Origin of the sequence: Cellulomonas avistercoris (genome assembly GCF_014836445.1) — a bacterium.
GTDB classification, from domain to species: Bacteria; Actinomycetota; Actinomycetes; order Actinomycetales; family Cellulomonadaceae; genus Cellulomonas; species Cellulomonas avistercoris.
The window spans coordinates 23,864-38,956 of the sequence record NZ_JACSQV010000008.1 but is presented as its reverse complement, the minus strand read 5'-3'; the positions used below and the strand labels follow the sequence as shown (position 1 = coordinate 38,956).

At 76.6% G+C, this 15,093-nt stretch carries 12 protein-coding genes; 5 read left to right on the top strand and 7 right to left on the bottom strand.

From position 1 onward, the window contains the following. Window positions 1-2: 2 nt before the first annotated feature. From H9657_RS19690 to H9657_RS10435, 6 genes are all read right to left on the bottom strand, one after another. Entirely contained in the window at window positions 3-1,439 is a 1,437-nt protein-coding gene (locus H9657_RS19690; protein ID WP_191783116.1) for an outer membrane protein assembly factor BamB family protein, read from the bottom strand. Between the two features lie 90 nt (window positions 1,440-1,529). Then, window positions 1,530-3,005 carry an outer membrane protein assembly factor BamB family protein gene (locus tag H9657_RS10455; RefSeq protein ID WP_191783114.1) on the bottom strand — a complete coding sequence of 492 codons (1,476 nt, stop codon included), beginning with the start codon at window positions 3,003-3,005 and terminating at the stop codon, window positions 1,530-1,532. Between the two features lie 73 nt (window positions 3,006-3,078). Beyond that, window positions 3,079-4,542, bottom strand: a complete 1,464-nt coding sequence (locus H9657_RS10450) for a PQQ-binding-like beta-propeller repeat protein (RefSeq protein ID WP_191783112.1) — start codon at window positions 4,540-4,542, stop codon at window positions 3,079-3,081. Window positions 4,543-4,600: 58 nt separating this feature from the next. Continuing rightward, entirely contained in the window at window positions 4,601-6,175 is a 1,575-nt protein-coding gene (locus H9657_RS19685) for an outer membrane protein assembly factor BamB family protein (RefSeq protein ID WP_191783110.1), read from the bottom strand. 40 nt (window positions 6,176-6,215) lie between these two features. Next, window positions 6,216-7,733 (bottom strand): outer membrane protein assembly factor BamB family protein, encoded by a 1,518-nt coding sequence (locus H9657_RS10440; protein ID WP_191783108.1) that lies wholly within the window; start codon window positions 7,731-7,733, stop codon window positions 6,216-6,218. Between the two features lie 140 nt (window positions 7,734-7,873). After that, window positions 7,874-8,902 (bottom strand): LPXTG cell wall anchor domain-containing protein, encoded by a 1,029-nt coding sequence (locus H9657_RS10435; RefSeq protein ID WP_191783106.1) that lies wholly within the window; start codon window positions 8,900-8,902, stop codon window positions 7,874-7,876. 429 nt (window positions 8,903-9,331) lie between these two features. On the opposite strand from H9657_RS10435, the gene H9657_RS10430 reads away from it, so the two are divergent. The 4 genes from H9657_RS10430 to H9657_RS10415 all read left to right on the top strand — a co-directional run bounded on the left by H9657_RS10430 (window position 9,332) and on the right by H9657_RS10415 (window position 13,312). Next, the gene (locus tag H9657_RS10430) at window positions 9,332-10,423 is read left to right on the top strand and encodes an LLM class flavin-dependent oxidoreductase (protein ID WP_191783104.1); all 1,092 of its coding nucleotides are present in this window, start codon (window positions 9,332-9,334) and stop codon (window positions 10,421-10,423) included. After that, window positions 10,420-11,301, top strand: coding sequence for an ABC transporter permease (locus H9657_RS10425; RefSeq protein ID WP_191783102.1), 882 nt, complete (start codon window positions 10,420-10,422; stop codon window positions 11,299-11,301). Before H9657_RS10430 ends, H9657_RS10425 begins: the two co-directional genes overlap by 4 nt. Window positions 11,302-11,417: 116 nt before the next feature. Then, a complete protein-coding gene (locus H9657_RS10420; RefSeq protein ID WP_191783100.1) occupies window positions 11,418-12,494 on the top strand; it encodes a taurine ABC transporter substrate-binding protein in 1,077 nt (358 codons plus the stop codon). Then, window positions 12,491-13,312 (top strand): ABC transporter ATP-binding protein, encoded by an 822-nt coding sequence (locus H9657_RS10415; RefSeq protein WP_191783098.1) that lies wholly within the window; start codon window positions 12,491-12,493, stop codon window positions 13,310-13,312. Before H9657_RS10420 ends, H9657_RS10415 begins: the two co-directional genes overlap by 4 nt. Window positions 13,313-13,348: 36 nt before the next feature. Here the strand turns inward: H9657_RS10415 and H9657_RS10410 are convergent, their stop codons facing one another. Next, window positions 13,349-13,954, bottom strand: coding sequence for a TetR/AcrR family transcriptional regulator (locus H9657_RS10410; RefSeq protein ID WP_191783096.1), 606 nt, complete (start codon window positions 13,952-13,954; stop codon window positions 13,349-13,351). 101 nt (window positions 13,955-14,055) lie between these two features. Here H9657_RS10410 and H9657_RS10405 point away from each other — a divergent pair, with 101 nt between their 5' ends. Further along, complete coding sequence (locus H9657_RS10405) at window positions 14,056-14,694, top strand: GNAT family N-acetyltransferase (protein ID WP_191783094.1); 639 nt, start codon at window positions 14,056-14,058, stop codon at window positions 14,692-14,694. Window positions 14,695-15,093: the final 399 nt, after the last annotated feature.

Below are 15,093 nucleotides of genomic sequence, written 5' to 3'. Positions count from 1 at the left end.
CCTCAGCGCAGCACGACGGTGTCCTGCGGGTCCGTGCCCAGCAGGACACCGTCGGCCGCGTCCACGCGCATGACGTCGCCCAGCCCGGTGCGGTCCGTGCGCCACTGCACGGACGCGTCGGCGGGGTCGACCGCGACGAGCCGTGCACCGGTGGTCGGCGTGGTCCCGGCGACGAGCAGGTGGGAGCCGTCGGTCGCCAGGCCGGTGACCGCGGCGTCCCCGCCGAGCAGCTCGGGTGCCGTCGTCGTCCACAGCACCTCGCCCGTGCGCGCGTCGAGCGTCGTGACGTGGAGCGCGTCGTACACGTGCAGGCAGCCGCCGACCACCAGCGCCGTCTGACCCGCGACCTCCGCCTGCCACCGCGGCTCCCCGGTCCTCGCGTCCCACGCCCGCAGGCCGCCCGACATGGTGAGCGCGAGCCCCGGGACGCTGCCGTCGTCGACGTCCACGGGCACCGGCGCGCCCTCGAGCCGCACCTCGCCCGCCGGGCCGACCAGGCGCGTGTAGCCCTCGCTGCCGACCACCAGCGCGGTGCCGTCCTGGCGTGCGCCCGTGACGGTGGCCAGCGTGCCGGCGGTCGCGAGGGTCGAGCCGTCGGTGCCGTCCAGCAGGACGACGCCCGCGCCCAGCACGCCGACCGCGGTGTCGCCCACGGGGACGACCCGCACCTCCGCGCCCCACCGCAGCCAGCCGCCCCCGAACCCGGTCTCGGCGTGCACGCGCCACCGCGGGGCGCCCGTCGCGGGGTCCAGCGCCCACACCGACGTGCCGTCGTCGAGCGGTGCCGCGAGCACGAGGGCCCCGTCGGTCACGCCGACGGCCGCCGCGACGGTCCCGCCGTCGGCCGCCGGGTAGTCGCCGACCACCTCGCCCGACGCGATGTCGACGACCTCCACGCGGGCCGCGACGGCCGCTGCGCCGGTCGACGTCATCGAGGGCCCCTCGGGGGTGCCGGCGACCGTCGCGTCGTGCACGAGGCACACGACGCGGCCGGGCAGCGCGGGCCCGGCGGTGCACTGCAGCCCGTACCGGACGGTCCCGTCCGGCAGGGGGGCGTCGGGCGCCGCGAGCAGCGGAGCCGTCCACTGCACGGCTCCCGTCGCGAGGTCGCGCGCGGCCACGGACATCGCACCGTCGGGTGCGATCCGGCCCTCGAGGAGCCGTGACCCGACGACCTGCACGTCGCGTGTGGCGTCGTCGTCCAGCCGCCACGCGACGTGCGGCGGGTCCGGGACGGGGTCGAGCACGCCCGTGACCTCGGTGAGCGCCGCGAGGCGCGCCCCCTCGCGCGCGTCCGCGACGAGCTGCGCCAGGACGAGCGCCGCCACGACCGCGAGCAGCACCAGGGCGCCCCACCGGCGCCGCGCCGGGCCGGCGGGAACGTCCGGCGCGGGCGCTCCGGGGTCGTCGTCGAGCTCGACCAGCACCGGGTCACCCACCTCCCGCACGCTACCGAGCGGGCACGACGCGGAACAGAGCCCGGACCAGAGCCGACGACGCATCGGGGCACACGCCCCGGCCGGGACCCGTCAGCGCATGACCGTGAGGTGCGTGAGGTCGCCCGCGTCGTCGCGGCCGAACGCGACCAGCAGGCCCGTGAACGCGATCAGCTCGTCGGTGCCGTCGGGGAGCGGCGCGCGCCACACCTCCGAGCCGTCCGCCGGGTCCAGGGCCACCATCTCGCTGCGCTGCCCCCGGCTCGGTGCGGAGACCAGCGCGTACACGTGCCGACCGTCGGTCACGGGGTCGGCCCCGGACACGTCGTTCGTCCACAGCTCGTCCCCGGTACGCGCGTCGAGCGCCGCCAGCCCCCGGCCCGCGTCGAGGAGGACGCGCCCACCGAGCACGATGACGGACGCCGGCGGCGCGAGCTCGGACGACCACAGCCGTGCCCCCTCGCCGTCCCACGCGGTGAGCAGACCGTCGTCGGACGTGACGGTGAGGCCCGGGACGCTGCCGTCGTCGACGAGGGCGGGCACGACGTAACCCGTCACGTCGACGTCACCGTCGGGACGGACGACGGTCGTGGTGCCGTCGACGTCGGACGTCATCACGTAGAGCACATCGCCGCCCCAGCCCGCGACGTACCCGCCGTCCAGCGGCAGGGTCCGCACCGTGCGCCCGCGGGCGTCGACGAGCCGGAGCTCGGTCGGGGTGGCGACGCCCACGAGGTCGCCGAGCTCGGCGAGGTAGATCTGGGACGGCTCGTCGTCGCCGGGTTCGGGGATCGTCAGGTCCCAGGCCGACGCGCCGTCCCACGTGACCGCTCGCACATGCGTCACCCGCTCGCTCCCCGTCCCGCCCCGGGTCGCGACGGCGAGGACCTCCCCCGTGAAGACGAACGACGACACCGCCCCCGTGACGTCCAGCGCGTCGGAGAGGTCCTGGACCACCGTGCCGTCGCGCGTGTCGAGGGTGACGACGCGCACCACCGACGGCGGCGCCCCGACGGGCTCACCGTTCTCGTCGGTGGACTGCGTCCCGTCGTGCACCAGGCACGCGACCCGGTGGTCCCGGCCGGGGACCTCGCTGCACGACCCCGACCACGCGTAGGTCGCCGGGGTGTCCTGCGCGGCGCGGGTCGAGCTGTCGATGAGCTCGACGCGCCACGTCTGCGCGCCCGTCGCGGCATCGACCGCCGCCACCTCCACCGGGCCGCTGAGCGCGTGCTGCACACCGACCAGGACCCCGTCGGAGGTGCGCGTGGTCATCGTCGTGAACGCGTCCTCGGTCGTCTCCCACCGGGCGGCGGGCGGGCCGTCCAGCAGGTCCACCGCGCCCATCTGCCCGGCGACCGCCGCGACCCCCGCGCGCTCGCGGCGGTCCACCACGGACTGGCCCACGACCGCACCGGCGACCAGAACCGTCACGAGCGCGACCCCGACGACCAGCGCCCGGCGGCTGCGACGCCGCGCGGCCGGGTCCGCGTCCGCGTCGGTGGGCACGGTGGGCGCGTCGTCGTCGTCGACGAGCTCGACGTCGTGCAGGGGGCTGCGGCGTGCCATCGTCGCAGGCTAGCGCCGCGCACGGCGGTCCAGGGCGGGTTCCGGCCGGACGGCTGCCGTCGAGGGGCACGGTTCAGCGCAGGACGCGGTACGTCTCCACCTGGCTGGTCTCGTCGAACGTCTGCGCCAGGAGCAGACCGTCCAGCGTGAGCAGCCACGTGCGGGCGGCCAGCGGCGTGCGCCACGCCTCGGTGCCGTCGGCGACGTGCAGCGCCACCACGTCGTAGGGCCCGCTGTGCCGGCCGTCGCGGCTGCCCAGCACGTACAGGTGGCGGCCGTCCGTCAGGAGCGGCCCGGTACCGGTCGGGCGGGACCACCGCCACAGCTCGTCACCGGTGGCACCGTCGTACGTCACGAGCCAGGCGGACGTCCCGACGTGCACCCGGCCCTGCAGGATCGTGGCGTCCTGGGCGTCGACGACGTCGGCGTCCCAGCGTGGCGAGCCGGCGCTCGCGTCCCACGCCTGCAGCCGCGGCGTGCGCGTCAGGACGAGCCCCGGGACGCTGCCGTCGTCCACGACGACGGGCAGGACGGACCCGTCGAGGGGGACCTCGGCCGTCGCCGACACCACGGCGGACGAGGACTCGCTGCCGATCACGGCGGCCGCGAGGGCCGTGGAGAGCTCGACCCTCGTCGTGGTGCGCCGGCCCGTGAGGCCGGTCCCCGGCTGCGTCCCCACCGTGCGCAGGACCTTGCCGTCCGTGGACACGAGCGTGACCGCGTTGCCGTGGTCCACGGCGAGCGTCCGTGCGTCGAGCAGCGTGCTCGTCGCGGCGCCCGGCGTGAACGGCAGGTCGTCCGCGCCGGCGCCGACCGTGACGTGCCAGCGCTCGGTGCCGTCCAGCAGGTGCTGCGACCGGACGTGCGTCGTGCCGTCGACCGTGCCGACGAGCAGCACGTCGTCGCCGGACGGGGTCAGCCACTGCACCGTCGCGGGGACCTCACGCTCGACCTGCACGGTGCCGTCGGCGGCGTCGAGCACGAGCAGCCGCGTCGTCGTCGGGGCGATCGTCGCCCACGCCCCGTCGACGACGTCACCGCCGCCGTCCGGGACCAGGCAGACCACCTCTCCGGGGCGGTCGGGCAGCGCCGTGCACGGCACCGGGTCGGCCTCGGCGTCGGGCGTCCAGCGCGGGCGGGGACCGACCACGTCGCGCGCCCAGAGCCGGGCGCCCGTGGCCACGTCGCGGCCCTCGAGCACGACGGTGTGGTCGGCCGTCGCGCGCGTGGCCGCCAGCACCGAGCCGACACGGGCGGCGCCTTCGAGGCGCGTGCCCTCGTCCACCTCCCACGCGACCTCGACCTCGTCGTCGAGCGGCGCCAGGACGCCCCGGACCTCGGCCAGGGCCGTCAGCGCGGCGCGCTCGCGGCGGTCGGTGACGACCTGGCCGGCGACGAGCGCGAGGACCGCGGCGAGCGGGACGGCGAGCCACCACCACCGGCGCCGCCGGGCGGTCGACCGGGCATCGGAGGGCGGCGCCGCGGTGTCGGCGTCACCGCCCTCCAGCACCACCTCGACCCTGCGTGCGCGCGCCATGGCCGCACGCTAACCGCCCCGAGCGTGCTGCGCCGCAGGGGCCTCGGCCGGGTCCGCGTCAGCCCAGGACGGTGACGCTCGCCCTCGCCCCGTCCTCGAGCGGGGTGACCCCGACGAGGGCACCGAACGTCGCGTGCAGCAGCTCGACGCGGGGCGGGAACGCCGTCCGCCACGCCACGGAGCCGTCGGCTGCGTCCAGCGCGACCAGGTCCGTCCCGCGGCCGTCGGCGCCGGCGGCCCGTACCAGGAGGCGGCGGCCGTCCGTCAGGGGCGGCTCCTGGCCGGTCAGGCCGCCGCTGCGCCACAGCTCGGCGCCCGTGCGCGCGTCGTACGTCACCAGGTTGCTGCCGACGACGACGTGGACGCGCTCCGCGAGCACGTGCGCGGACCCGACCGAGGTCGGCACCCGGGGCGCGGTCCACCGCCAGGTGCCGTCGCTGTCCCAGCCGTGCAGCCCGGCCCCGTCCACGGTGAGCAGGAGGCCGTCGGCGCTGCCGTCGTCGACGCCCGTGGGCACCCAGCGCCCGGCGAGCCCGCCGACGCGGTCCGCGCGCACGAGCCGGGTCCTCGCGCCCGTGGCGACGGTCCGGGTGCCGATGCGCGTGAAGACGAGCTGCTCGGAACCCGGGCTCGTGAGCGCCGATGCGCCGGACGTGCCGCTGAGGAGCTCGTCGGGACCCACCGGGAAGCTGCGCAGGACCGTCCCCGTGGCGTCGAGGATGCGCAGCTCACCGGCGGTCGACACCAGCAGGTCGTCACCCAGCAGCATCACCTGGACGCGTGGCCCGTACCGCGGGAGCGCTGACGCGGGGGAGGTCACCGCCGGGAACGTGGCCCGCCACGCCACGGTGCCGTCCGGTGCGACGGCCACGACGTGCGCGTCGTCGTCGACGACGCTGCCCACCACCGCGAGGTCGTCGAGGACGACGAACGTCGGGAAGATCCCCGTGTCGTCCACGGCGTCGGACAGGTCCGCGACGACCGCCCCGTCGTCCGGGTCCAGCAGCAGCAGGCGGGTCACCGTGGGCGCGCGGTGCTGCACCGCCGCCCCGAAGACGGAGCGTGCGTTGTGGGCGAAGCAGACCAGGCCCTCGCCGTCGGTGCCGTGCGTCAGGCAGGAGCCGCCCCGCGTGCGGGTGTCGCCGCGCGCGTCCGGCGGGGCGGCCGACGCGGGGAGCAGCTCCCGCTCCCAGACGACCTCGCCCGTCACCGGGTCCGTCGCCTGCGCGGTGTCCCCGCCGTCGTCACCGGCCCGCGTGCCCACGAGCAGCCCGTCGGGCGTGCGGGCCGTCGCCCACAGCACGTCGTCGTTCGTGGCCGTCCACAGGACCTCGGGCGGTCCGTCGAGCGGCGCGAGCGCCTGCGGCAGCGTCGCCACGACCGCGAGCCGGGCGCGGTCGCGGGCCGCCTCGCGGACCTGCCCGACGACGCCGACAGCGACGAGCGCCACGACGACCGTGGCCGTGGCCGCGAGCACCCGGCGACGGGCGCGGGGCGCGAGGTGGCGTGCGTGGACGTCGACGACGCCCTGCCCGTCGGGGGTGCTGCCCGGTGCGACCGCGGGCAGGGGGCCGTCCTGCGTCCCGTCGTCCTCGACGAGCTCGACGTGCATCCTGGCGCCGCGACGTGCCACCGCTGCAGGCTAGCGCGGTGGTGGCGCGCCCGGGCCGCGCTCAGCCGAGCACATAGGTGACGAGCCCGCCACCGTCCTGCGACCCGTCGAACGAGTAGGCGACGAGCACGCCGTGGACGGGGAGGATCGACGAGACCGGCTCGGTCAGGTCCACCGCCCAGGCGCGCTGCCCGTCCGCGGCGTCCAGCGCCACGAGCACGTCCGGCGTGCTGCCGCCGGGTCCCGGCGCGAGGACGAGGACGTACCGGCCGTCCGTCGCCGTCCCCGACTGGGGCAGCAGGCCCGGCGCGCTCCACATCCGCTCCCCCGTGCCGGCGTCCAGCGCGTCGAGGGCGGTGCCGTTGCCGATGAGGACCCGGCCGTCGAGGAGCACCGCCGAGTACGCGGTGGGCGTCGGGACCGCCGTCCACAGCGCCCGGCCGTCGACGTCCCACGCGTGCAGGCCGCGCTCGTCGGACGTCAGGACGAGCCCGGGCGCGCTGCCGTCGTCGACCGTGAGCCTGACCCACGTCCCCGGTGCCCGCTGGATCCCGTCCGGCCGCACCACGACCGTGCCCTGCGGGGTGTCGGCCACGGCGTAGCCGGGCGCCACCTCCATGCGCGTGTCCGACGTCAGCTCGACCTGCTGCCGTGTCTCGCCCGCCTCGTCGAGCAGGCGCAAGGCGTCGGGCGTCAGGAGCGCGACGGCGTCCGACGTCGCCCGCAGCTCCGCACGCGCCCCGTAGGCCGTCGTCGTCGTGGTCGGGAACGAGGTCTGCCACGCGACCGTGCCGTCCGCGGCGAGGGCCCGCACCCGGGCGGTGGACTCCCCGGTGCCGGCCAGGACGACGAGATCCGCCAGCACGGCGATCGACCGCGACGCGAGCGGCTCGCCCGCCGCCGACGACAGGTCGTTCACGACCGCGCCGTCGCGCGCGTCGAGGACGACCAGCCGCGTCTCGGTCGGCAGGATCTGCGCGAGGGTGCCGCGCCCGACGACGTTGACCCCGTTGTCGGCCAGGCACACGAGCAGCTCCCGCTCGGTCCCGTACGTCTCGCACGAGCCGTGGCTGCGGACCACCTCCCCGTCCGGCAGGACGTCGAGCGCGCTCCCGGGGCCGATCAGCTCGACCTCCCAGGCGACCGCACCGTCGGCCGGGTCGAACGCGACGACCGACGCCGTACCGTCCACGGTCTCCCGTGAGGCGACGAACAGGCCGTCGGGCGTGCGGGCGCTCGCGCGCAGCAGCTCCGCGTCCGCGTCGGCGTCCGACCGCAGCGCGCTCACCGGCCCGTCGACGGGGTTCAGGACCCCCGGCAGCCCCGCGACCGCCGCCATCCGTGCGCGCTCGCGGGACGTCACGACGCCCTGGGCGACGACGCCGAAGACCACGGCAAGCCCGAGCAGCACCGCGCCCGCGACCAGGAGGCGCCGGCGGGTGCGGTGCGGCGCACCGGCCGGTTCGCCGTCGCCCGCTGCGGTGCCCGGCTGACTCCCGCCGCCGGGGGGCGCGCCGCCGGTGACGCCCTCGTCGTCCTCGACGAGCTCGACGTCTCTCCTCGCGTCGCCGCGTGCCACCGCTGCAGCGTAGCGACGGGGGAGTGCGTCGGCACGGGTGGGCGGACAGACGTCACCCCCCGGCCGGGGGGGTGGGCCGGGGGGTGACGGTTCAGGGGGTGCCGGGGGCACCCGGTGGGTGGGCGCGGTCGCGCCCCGGGTCAGCTCTCCGTGCGGTGACGGCGCCGGGCGAGCACGAGGGCCGTACCACCGGCGATCGCACCGATCGCGGCGAGCAGGCCGAAGGCGGCCTGCGTGCCCGTCGCGGCGAGCGTGTCGTCGTCGTCGACCGCGGCGAGCACCTCGGCGCGCTCGGTCGGCGTCGGGGACGGGGTGGGCGTGGCCGTCGCGGTGGCGGTCGGTGTCGGGGTCTCGGCCGGTGCCGGCAGGACCTCGCTGGTCTCGCTCGGCGACGGTGCGGGCGTCGGGGTCGGCGCGACGGTGGGCTCGTCGTCCACGTCGGCGGTCGGCGTCGGCGTCGGGCTGGGTGTCGGGGAGGGCGGCGGCGTCGGGGACGCCGAGGGCGTCGGGACGACGACCGGGGCGCACAGCACGTCGAGGTCGACGAGGTCGTCCACGTCGTAGTGCCCGTAGAACGCCAGGGTGTTCGGCACCGGGAACCCGCCGTCGTGCGGGGGCGTGATGACGGTCGGGACCAGCGACGCGACGTCGAGCCCACGGCCGGCCTCGCCGTCGCCCACGAGGTCCACCTGCAGGCCGTAGGCCTCGCGGTCGGCGCAGACCGCCGCGGCGTCGGTGGCGTCGAGCTCGAGCGGGATGGTCTGCGCGTCGCGCGGCAGGTTCCGGGACGCCTCGGTGCGGCCGGACCCGTTCGCGGTCGGCCACGCCCACACGGCGTGCAGCGCGACGCGGTGCTGCGGCCCGCTGTTCCAGTACCCGGCGGCCTTGCGGACGTCGAGCTTCTTGTAGAGGAAGTACCCCGTGGCCTGGTCGCACGTGTAGGCGTTCCAGGGGATCACGTCGCCGGTGCGCTTGCCGCCGCACAGCGCGCCGGGGGCGGCCGTGGGCTGGGGCGCGGGCGTGGGCTTGCCGGGCTTGGGCTTGTAGCCGGCCGAGTAGCCGGGCTTGCCCGACCCGTGGTGACCACCCCCGGTGGCGGTCGCGGCGGTGGAGGGCAGCACGACGAGGGCTGCGACGGACAGGATGACGAGTGGCAGACGGCGGTTCACGGGGGGACTCCTCGGCCGCGGACGCTTGGACGGGTGCCCGGCGACGACGGCCACGCCATCGGGCGTAACGGACAATAGAGGCAAACCTCGGGTGGTTGGTGAACTTCTGTCCAAGTTGGGGACGAATCATCCGTTCGGACGTGCTGGGGGCGGGTGAAGAACGCCCGGGGACCGCTCCAGAGGGCGCTGGCGGGGGTCGGTGTCCCACGCAGCGGGACGGTCCGTCCTGATACTTGGCATAGCCGACCGGAACAGTCCACTATGTACGCGTGACGACGCCGACCCGCCCCGTGCCGCAGCCCGGCACCTGCGCGTCCGCACGTCCGCTGCGCTCCTGTCGCACCCGGTGATCAGCCGCCCGGTCCCCCCGCCGCGCCCCGCCCGCTCCCGTCCCACCCGGACCGCGGGCCCCACCCGACAGGTCTGCCCATGTCCTTCCACTGGTTCCTGCCCACCAACGGCGACGGCCGTCACGTGGCCAACGTCGTCGCGTCCGCCGGTGTCGGCCGCGGCGCGCTGACCCGGCCCGCGTCGCTCGACTACCTCGGCCAGGTCGCCCGCGCGGCCGAGCAGTCCGGCTTCGACGCCGTCCTGACGCCCACGGGCGCCGGGTGCGAGGACGCCTGGCTCACCACCGCCGCGCTGCTGCCGCTGACGCGCACGCTGCGGTTCCTCGTCGCGTTCCGGCCCGGCTACCTGCTGCCGACGCTCGCCGCGCAGCAGGCCGCGACGTTCCAGCGGCTGTCCGGCGGGCGCCTCGCCATCAACGTCGTCACCGGGGGCGACCCCGTCGAGCAGCGCGCCTACGGCGACCGCCTGCCGCACGACGAGCGGTACGCCCGCACGGACGACTTCCTCACGACGTTCCGCGGCACGTGGGACGCCGCACCGTTCGACCACGCGGGGCCGTACTACGACGTCACGGGCGCGGGCTTCCCGCGGCTCCCGGCCGACCGGCCGCCGGTGTTCTTCGGCGGTGCGTCGCCCGCCGCCGAGCGCGTCGCCGCACGGCACGCCGACGTCCACCTGGCCTGGGGCGAGCCGCTCGACGCCCTGCGCGAGCGCGCCGCCCGTGTCCGCGCGCTCGCCGTCGCGCAGGGCCGGGACCTGCGGTTCGGCGTCCGCCTGCACGTCGTCGCGCGCGACACGGCCGACGAGGCGTGGGACGAGGCGGACCGGCTGCTCGCCGGCATGGACCCCGACGCGAAGGCCGCGGCGCAGCGCCGGTTCGCGCAGATGGAGTCGGTCGGGCAGCGCCGCATGAACGACCTGACGGTGGGCCTCGGGACGCACGCGCGCGCCCAGACCGTGGGGCCCAACCTGTGGGCCGGGATCGGCCTGCTGCGCGAGGGGGCCGGGACCGCGCTCGTCGGGTCGCACGACGAGGTCGCCGACCGGATCGTCGAGCTGCAGGACGCGGGCTTCGAGCACCTGATCCTGTCCGGCTGGCCGCACCTGGAGGAGGCGTACCGCGTGGGGGAGGAGGTGCTGCCCCGCGTCGCCGCCCGGGTCGCGGCATGAGCGCGCAGGACGTCGCCGCGCGCGCCCTTCCCGCGGCGCAAGACCGGTCCGACGACGAGCGGCGCGAGCGCGCGGCCCGTCGTCGCGCACGGGCCCGGACGCTGGGCCTGCGGCTCGTCGCGCTCGCGGTGCTCCTCGGCGCGTGGTGGCTGGTCGCCGCGCTGGAGGTCTGGCCGCGCGTCCTCGTCCCGTCCCCGGGCGACGTGCTCGACGCGTTCGTCACGGTGTCGGGCCTCGCGCCCGACGCCTCGGGACGCACCGGCTTCAGCGGCCACCTGCTGCACGAGCACCTGGGCACGAGCCTGCGGCGCATCGTCGTCGGGTCCGGCATCGGCACGGTGCTGGGCGTGGTGCTGGGGCTGCTCGTCGCGACCGTCGGGCCCGTGCGCACGGTCCTCGAGCCGGCCGTGACCTTCCTGCGGCAGCTGCCCCCGCTCGCGTACTTCAGCCTGCTCGTCATCTGGTTCGGCATCGAGGAGACGCCGAAGATCTGGCTGCTGCTCGTCGCCGCGATGCCGCCCGTGGCCGTCGCGACCGCCGCGGCCGTCGGCGGTGTGCACCGCGACTACGTCAACGGCGCGCGCTCGCTGGGCGCCGGCCGGTGGGACGTCGCCCGCTGGGTCGTCCTGCCCGCGGCGCTGCCGGAGATCCTCGTCGGCATCCGCCTCGGCGTGGGCGTCGCGTACACGTCGGTCGTCGCGGCGGAGACCGTCAACGGCGTGCCGGGCATCGGCGGCATGATCCGCGACGCCCAGCGCTACCTCCAGACCGACGTCGTGGTCCTCGGGATCCTCGTCCTCGGCGTCTCCGGCCTGCTCCTCGACGCGTGTCTGCGCGCGGTCGAGCGCCGCGCGGGGCCGTGGCGCGGCCGCGCGTAGGTCGCCGCCCCCCTCACGACGCGCCCCCACGACGGCCCCCGGTCAGCACCTGCACGTCCGCCGTCGTCGTCCGCCCGGACGTCGACCGACCGACCGATCCACCGAGAGGAACCCCCATGTCCCCCACCCGCAGGCCGCGCACCCCCGCGCTGCTCGTCACCGCCCTGGTCACCGGCCTGGGCGCCGCGCTCACGCTCGCCGCGTGCACGTCCACGTCGTCGGCGACGGGTGACGCCGCGTCCGCCGACGCCTCCGGTCCCGACGTCCTGCGCATCGGCTACCAGCTGATCCCCAACGGCGACCTCGTCGTCAAGCACGAGGGCTGGCTCGAGGAGGCGCTGCCCGGCACCGACGTCCAGTGGATCCGCTTCGACTCGGGCGGCGACGTCAACACGGCCGTGGTCGCGGGGTCGGTCGACGTGGGCCTGGCGGGCTCCAGCCCGGTGACGCGCGGCCTGTCGAAGCCCCTGGACATCGACTACCGGGTGCTGTGGGTGCACGACGTCATCGGTGACGCGGAGTCGCTCGTCGCACGCGACGGGTCGGGCGTGTCCTCGGTGGCCGACCTCGCCGGCAGGACCATCGCGACGCCGTTCGCGTCGACCGCCCACTACTCGCTCACGGCCGCGCTCGCGGAGGCCGGGGTCGGCGAGGACGACGTGCGGCTGGTGGACCTGCAGCCCGCGGACATCCTGGGGGCGTGGACCCGCGGCGACGTCGACGCGGCGTACGTGTGGGAGCCGACGCTGTCCGAGCTGGGCGGCACGGTCCTGACGACGTCGACGCAGGTCGCGCAGGGCGGGCACCCGACGTACGACCTCGGCGTCGTGACGCGTGCGTTCGCCGACGAGCACCCCGACGCCGTGGACGCGTGGCTCGAGGCGCAGGACCGCGCGGTCGCGCTGCTGCAGGACGACCCGGACGCGGCGGCCGAGGCCATCGGTGCCGAGCTCGACCTGCCGACCGACGAGGTCACGACGCAGCTCGCCGGGCTGACGTTCCTGCGCGGTTCGGAGCAGGCCGGGGAGACGTACTTCGGCACGCCCGACGCACCGGGCGCGTTCGCCGCGAGCCTCGCGTCGGCCGCGCAGTTCCTGCACGCGCAGGGAGCGATCGACGCCGTCCCGGACGTCGCCGACCTGCAGGACCGGATCGCGGTCGACGCGCTCGCGCGCGTCTTCGGCGGGAGGTGACCACGGCCCTCGCGCCGCGGCCGGACGCGGGCACCACGCACGGTGCCCGCGTCCGGCTCGAGGGCGTGACCCGCACGTTCGGCCGCGGGCGTGACGCGCGCCCGGCGCTGGCCGTCCTCGACGTGGACGTCGCCCCGGGTGAGCTCGTCGTGCTCGTCGGCCCGTCGGGGTGCGGCAAGTCGACCGCGCTCAACCTGGTCGCGGGGTTCCTCGAGCCCACGCGCGGCCGCGTGCTCGTCGACGACGTGCCGGTGCGCGGCCCGGGCGTCGACCGCGGTGTCGTCTTCCAGCAGCCGCGCCTGTTCCCGTGGCTGACGGTGCGGGACAACGTCGCGCTCGGGCCGCGCCTGGCCGGTGCGGGACGGCGCGAGCGCACCGAGCTCGCTCAGGCGACGCTCGAGCTCGTCGGCCTGCCGGACGCGGGCGACCGGCGGCCGTGGGAGCTGTCGGGCGGCATGCAGCAGCGCGCCGCGATCGCGCGTGCGCTCGTGGGGCGTCCCCGCGTGCTGCTCATGGACGAGCCGTTCGCGGCGCTCGACGCCCTCACGCGCGAGCGGCTCCAGGAGGAGCTGCTGCACCTGTGGGCGACGACGGGCACGACGGTCCTGTTCGTCACGCACTCGGTCGACGAGGCCGCGTTCCTGGGGACGCGCGCGCTGGTGTTCTCGGCGTCGCCGGGGCGCGTCGTGGTCGACCACCGGCTGCGGGACGTCCCCGCTCCGGGCGCCGACGACGCGCGCGACCGCGACCGGGACGACCCCGCGACGGCGGCCCACCGCGAGGTGCTGCGCACGGCGGTCCGCGGCTCCGCGGCCTGACCGCGTCGCCGCGGCGACGGGTCGCGCAGCACGGGGTCAGGCGGGGTGGGCCAGCGACGCGACCGCGCGGGCCAGCAGCTCGACCGAGGCGTCGGCGCGCTCGTCGTCGTGGTCGGCCACCCAGGCCTGGATGACGCCGTCCGCGGCGGACAGGACGAGGGCCGCGACGTGCTCGACGGGGGCGGTCCAGGTGACGCCGCCGCGCTGCGACCACGCGACGAGCTGGCGCTCGATCTCCGCGAGGTACTGCCGCCGTTCCCACGCCACGGTGCTGGTGTCCGAGTCGTCGCGCGCGGCACGGATCAGCTCGTACATCGCGGCCTGGTGGGCGGGGTCGGCGCGCACGATGTCGAGCTGCGCGCGCAGCGCACGCCGCAGCGCGGTCTCGAGGTCGTCGGTCGCGACGGCCGCGTCCCAGGCGGCGGTCGCCCCCGTCAGCTCGCGCTCGACCAGCGCGCGCACCAGGGCGGCCTTGGACCCGAAGGCGTAGTGGAAGATCCCGTGCGGCACGCCCGCCCGGGTCGTCACGGCCCGCGTCGTCAGGCCGGCCAGGCCGTGCTCGCGCAGCACCGCCAGCGCGGCGTCGAGCAGCTGCGCCCGGCGCTCGTCGACGGGCCGGTGGCCGCCGCCGGTGAGATTCACCCCTCCATGGTAGGCGCGGACTTGGCCATCCGACTTGGACAAGCGGCCAAATCGTCATACGGTGAAGTCACGCGCACCGTGACGCCCGGGAGGAGGACCCCATGATCGTCGTCGCACCCGCCGAGCCCGGAGACCTCACCGCCGCGGCGTCGGTGCTGGCCGAGGCCTTCGTCGACGACCCGGTCACCGGGACGCTGCTCGGCGGTCGGGGTCACGACCGGTCGGCGCGCGCCCACCACCTCTTCGTCGGGCTGCTGCGCCCGGTCATCGCCGACGGCACCGTCGACGTGGCCCGCCGGGCCGGGCAGGACGACGTGCTGGGCGTCGCGATCTGGGAGGCGCCCGACGCGGTGACGACCATCCCGCGGCTCATGGCGCAGCTGCCGTCCTTCTGGCGCGCGTGCGGCCCGGACCACCTGTGGCGCGCGCTCGTCACCAAGCGCGCGGTCGACCGGTACCGGCCCCGCCCGCCCCACTGGTACCTGCAGGAGATCGGGGTCGCCGACGCGGCGCGCGGCCAGGGCGTCGGTGGTGCCCTCCTCGACGCGCGGCTCGCGACCGTCGACGGCCAGGACGCCGCCGCGTACCTCGAGTCGTCGACCGAGCGCAACCGCCGCCTGTACCGCCGGCACGGCTTCGTCGACGGCGTCCCGGTCCGCGGCATCCCCGCGGCGCCCGTGACGATGTGGCGCGCCCCCGCGTCGGAGCGCGTCGGCCGCCCGGCCCAGCTCACGTCCTGAGTCCCCGCCCCCCTCCCCGCCGACCGCGGTACCTACCCGCCGAGCGCGGTACCTACGAGTGGCGCGCTCGACGGTTTCCTACCGCGCTCGAGGGGTCCTGGCGGCGTCCACGGGCCGTGTCACCGGTTCGGGGGACCTGGTACGGCGGCGTCGGAAAACCCCTTGGCGGACGTCCGCGTGCGACGTAGCGTCGTCGGTACACGGGAAGGAGGTGGTCCGAGACATGAAGCACTCCCGGACGAGTGAGGTGGCTGTCCGCTAGCCGCCCGAGTCATCGGACGGACTGCCCAGGTCCGCACCCGCTCCGCCGGCACGACGGCAGGGCGGCAGCGAAAACCAGCAGTCACCGCAGCCCGTGGGAGCCGCGACCTCGTCCCTCGCGGCAGGGCCCCTCCAGGG

Coding starts and splice junctions, on each gene's coding strand:
- H9657_RS10455 (WP_191783114.1), bottom strand. CDS start 3,005: ATGGCACGCCGCAGCCCCCTGCACGACGTCGAGCTCGTCGACGACGAC.
- H9657_RS10450 (WP_191783112.1), bottom strand. CDS start 4,542: ATGGCGCGCGCACGCAGGGTCGAGGTGGTGCTGGAGGGCGGTGACGCC.
- H9657_RS10430 (WP_191783104.1), top strand. CDS start 9,332: ATGTCCTTCCACTGGTTCCTGCCCACCAACGGCGACGGCCGTCACGTG.
- H9657_RS10425 (WP_191783102.1), top strand. CDS start 10,420: ATGAGCGCGCAGGACGTCGCCGCGCGCGCCCTTCCCGCGGCGCAAGAC.
- H9657_RS10420 (WP_191783100.1), top strand. CDS start 11,418: ATGTCCCCCACCCGCAGGCCGCGCACCCCCGCGCTGCTCGTCACCGCC.
- H9657_RS10405 (WP_191783094.1), top strand. CDS start 14,056: ATGATCGTCGTCGCACCCGCCGAGCCCGGAGACCTCACCGCCGCGGCG.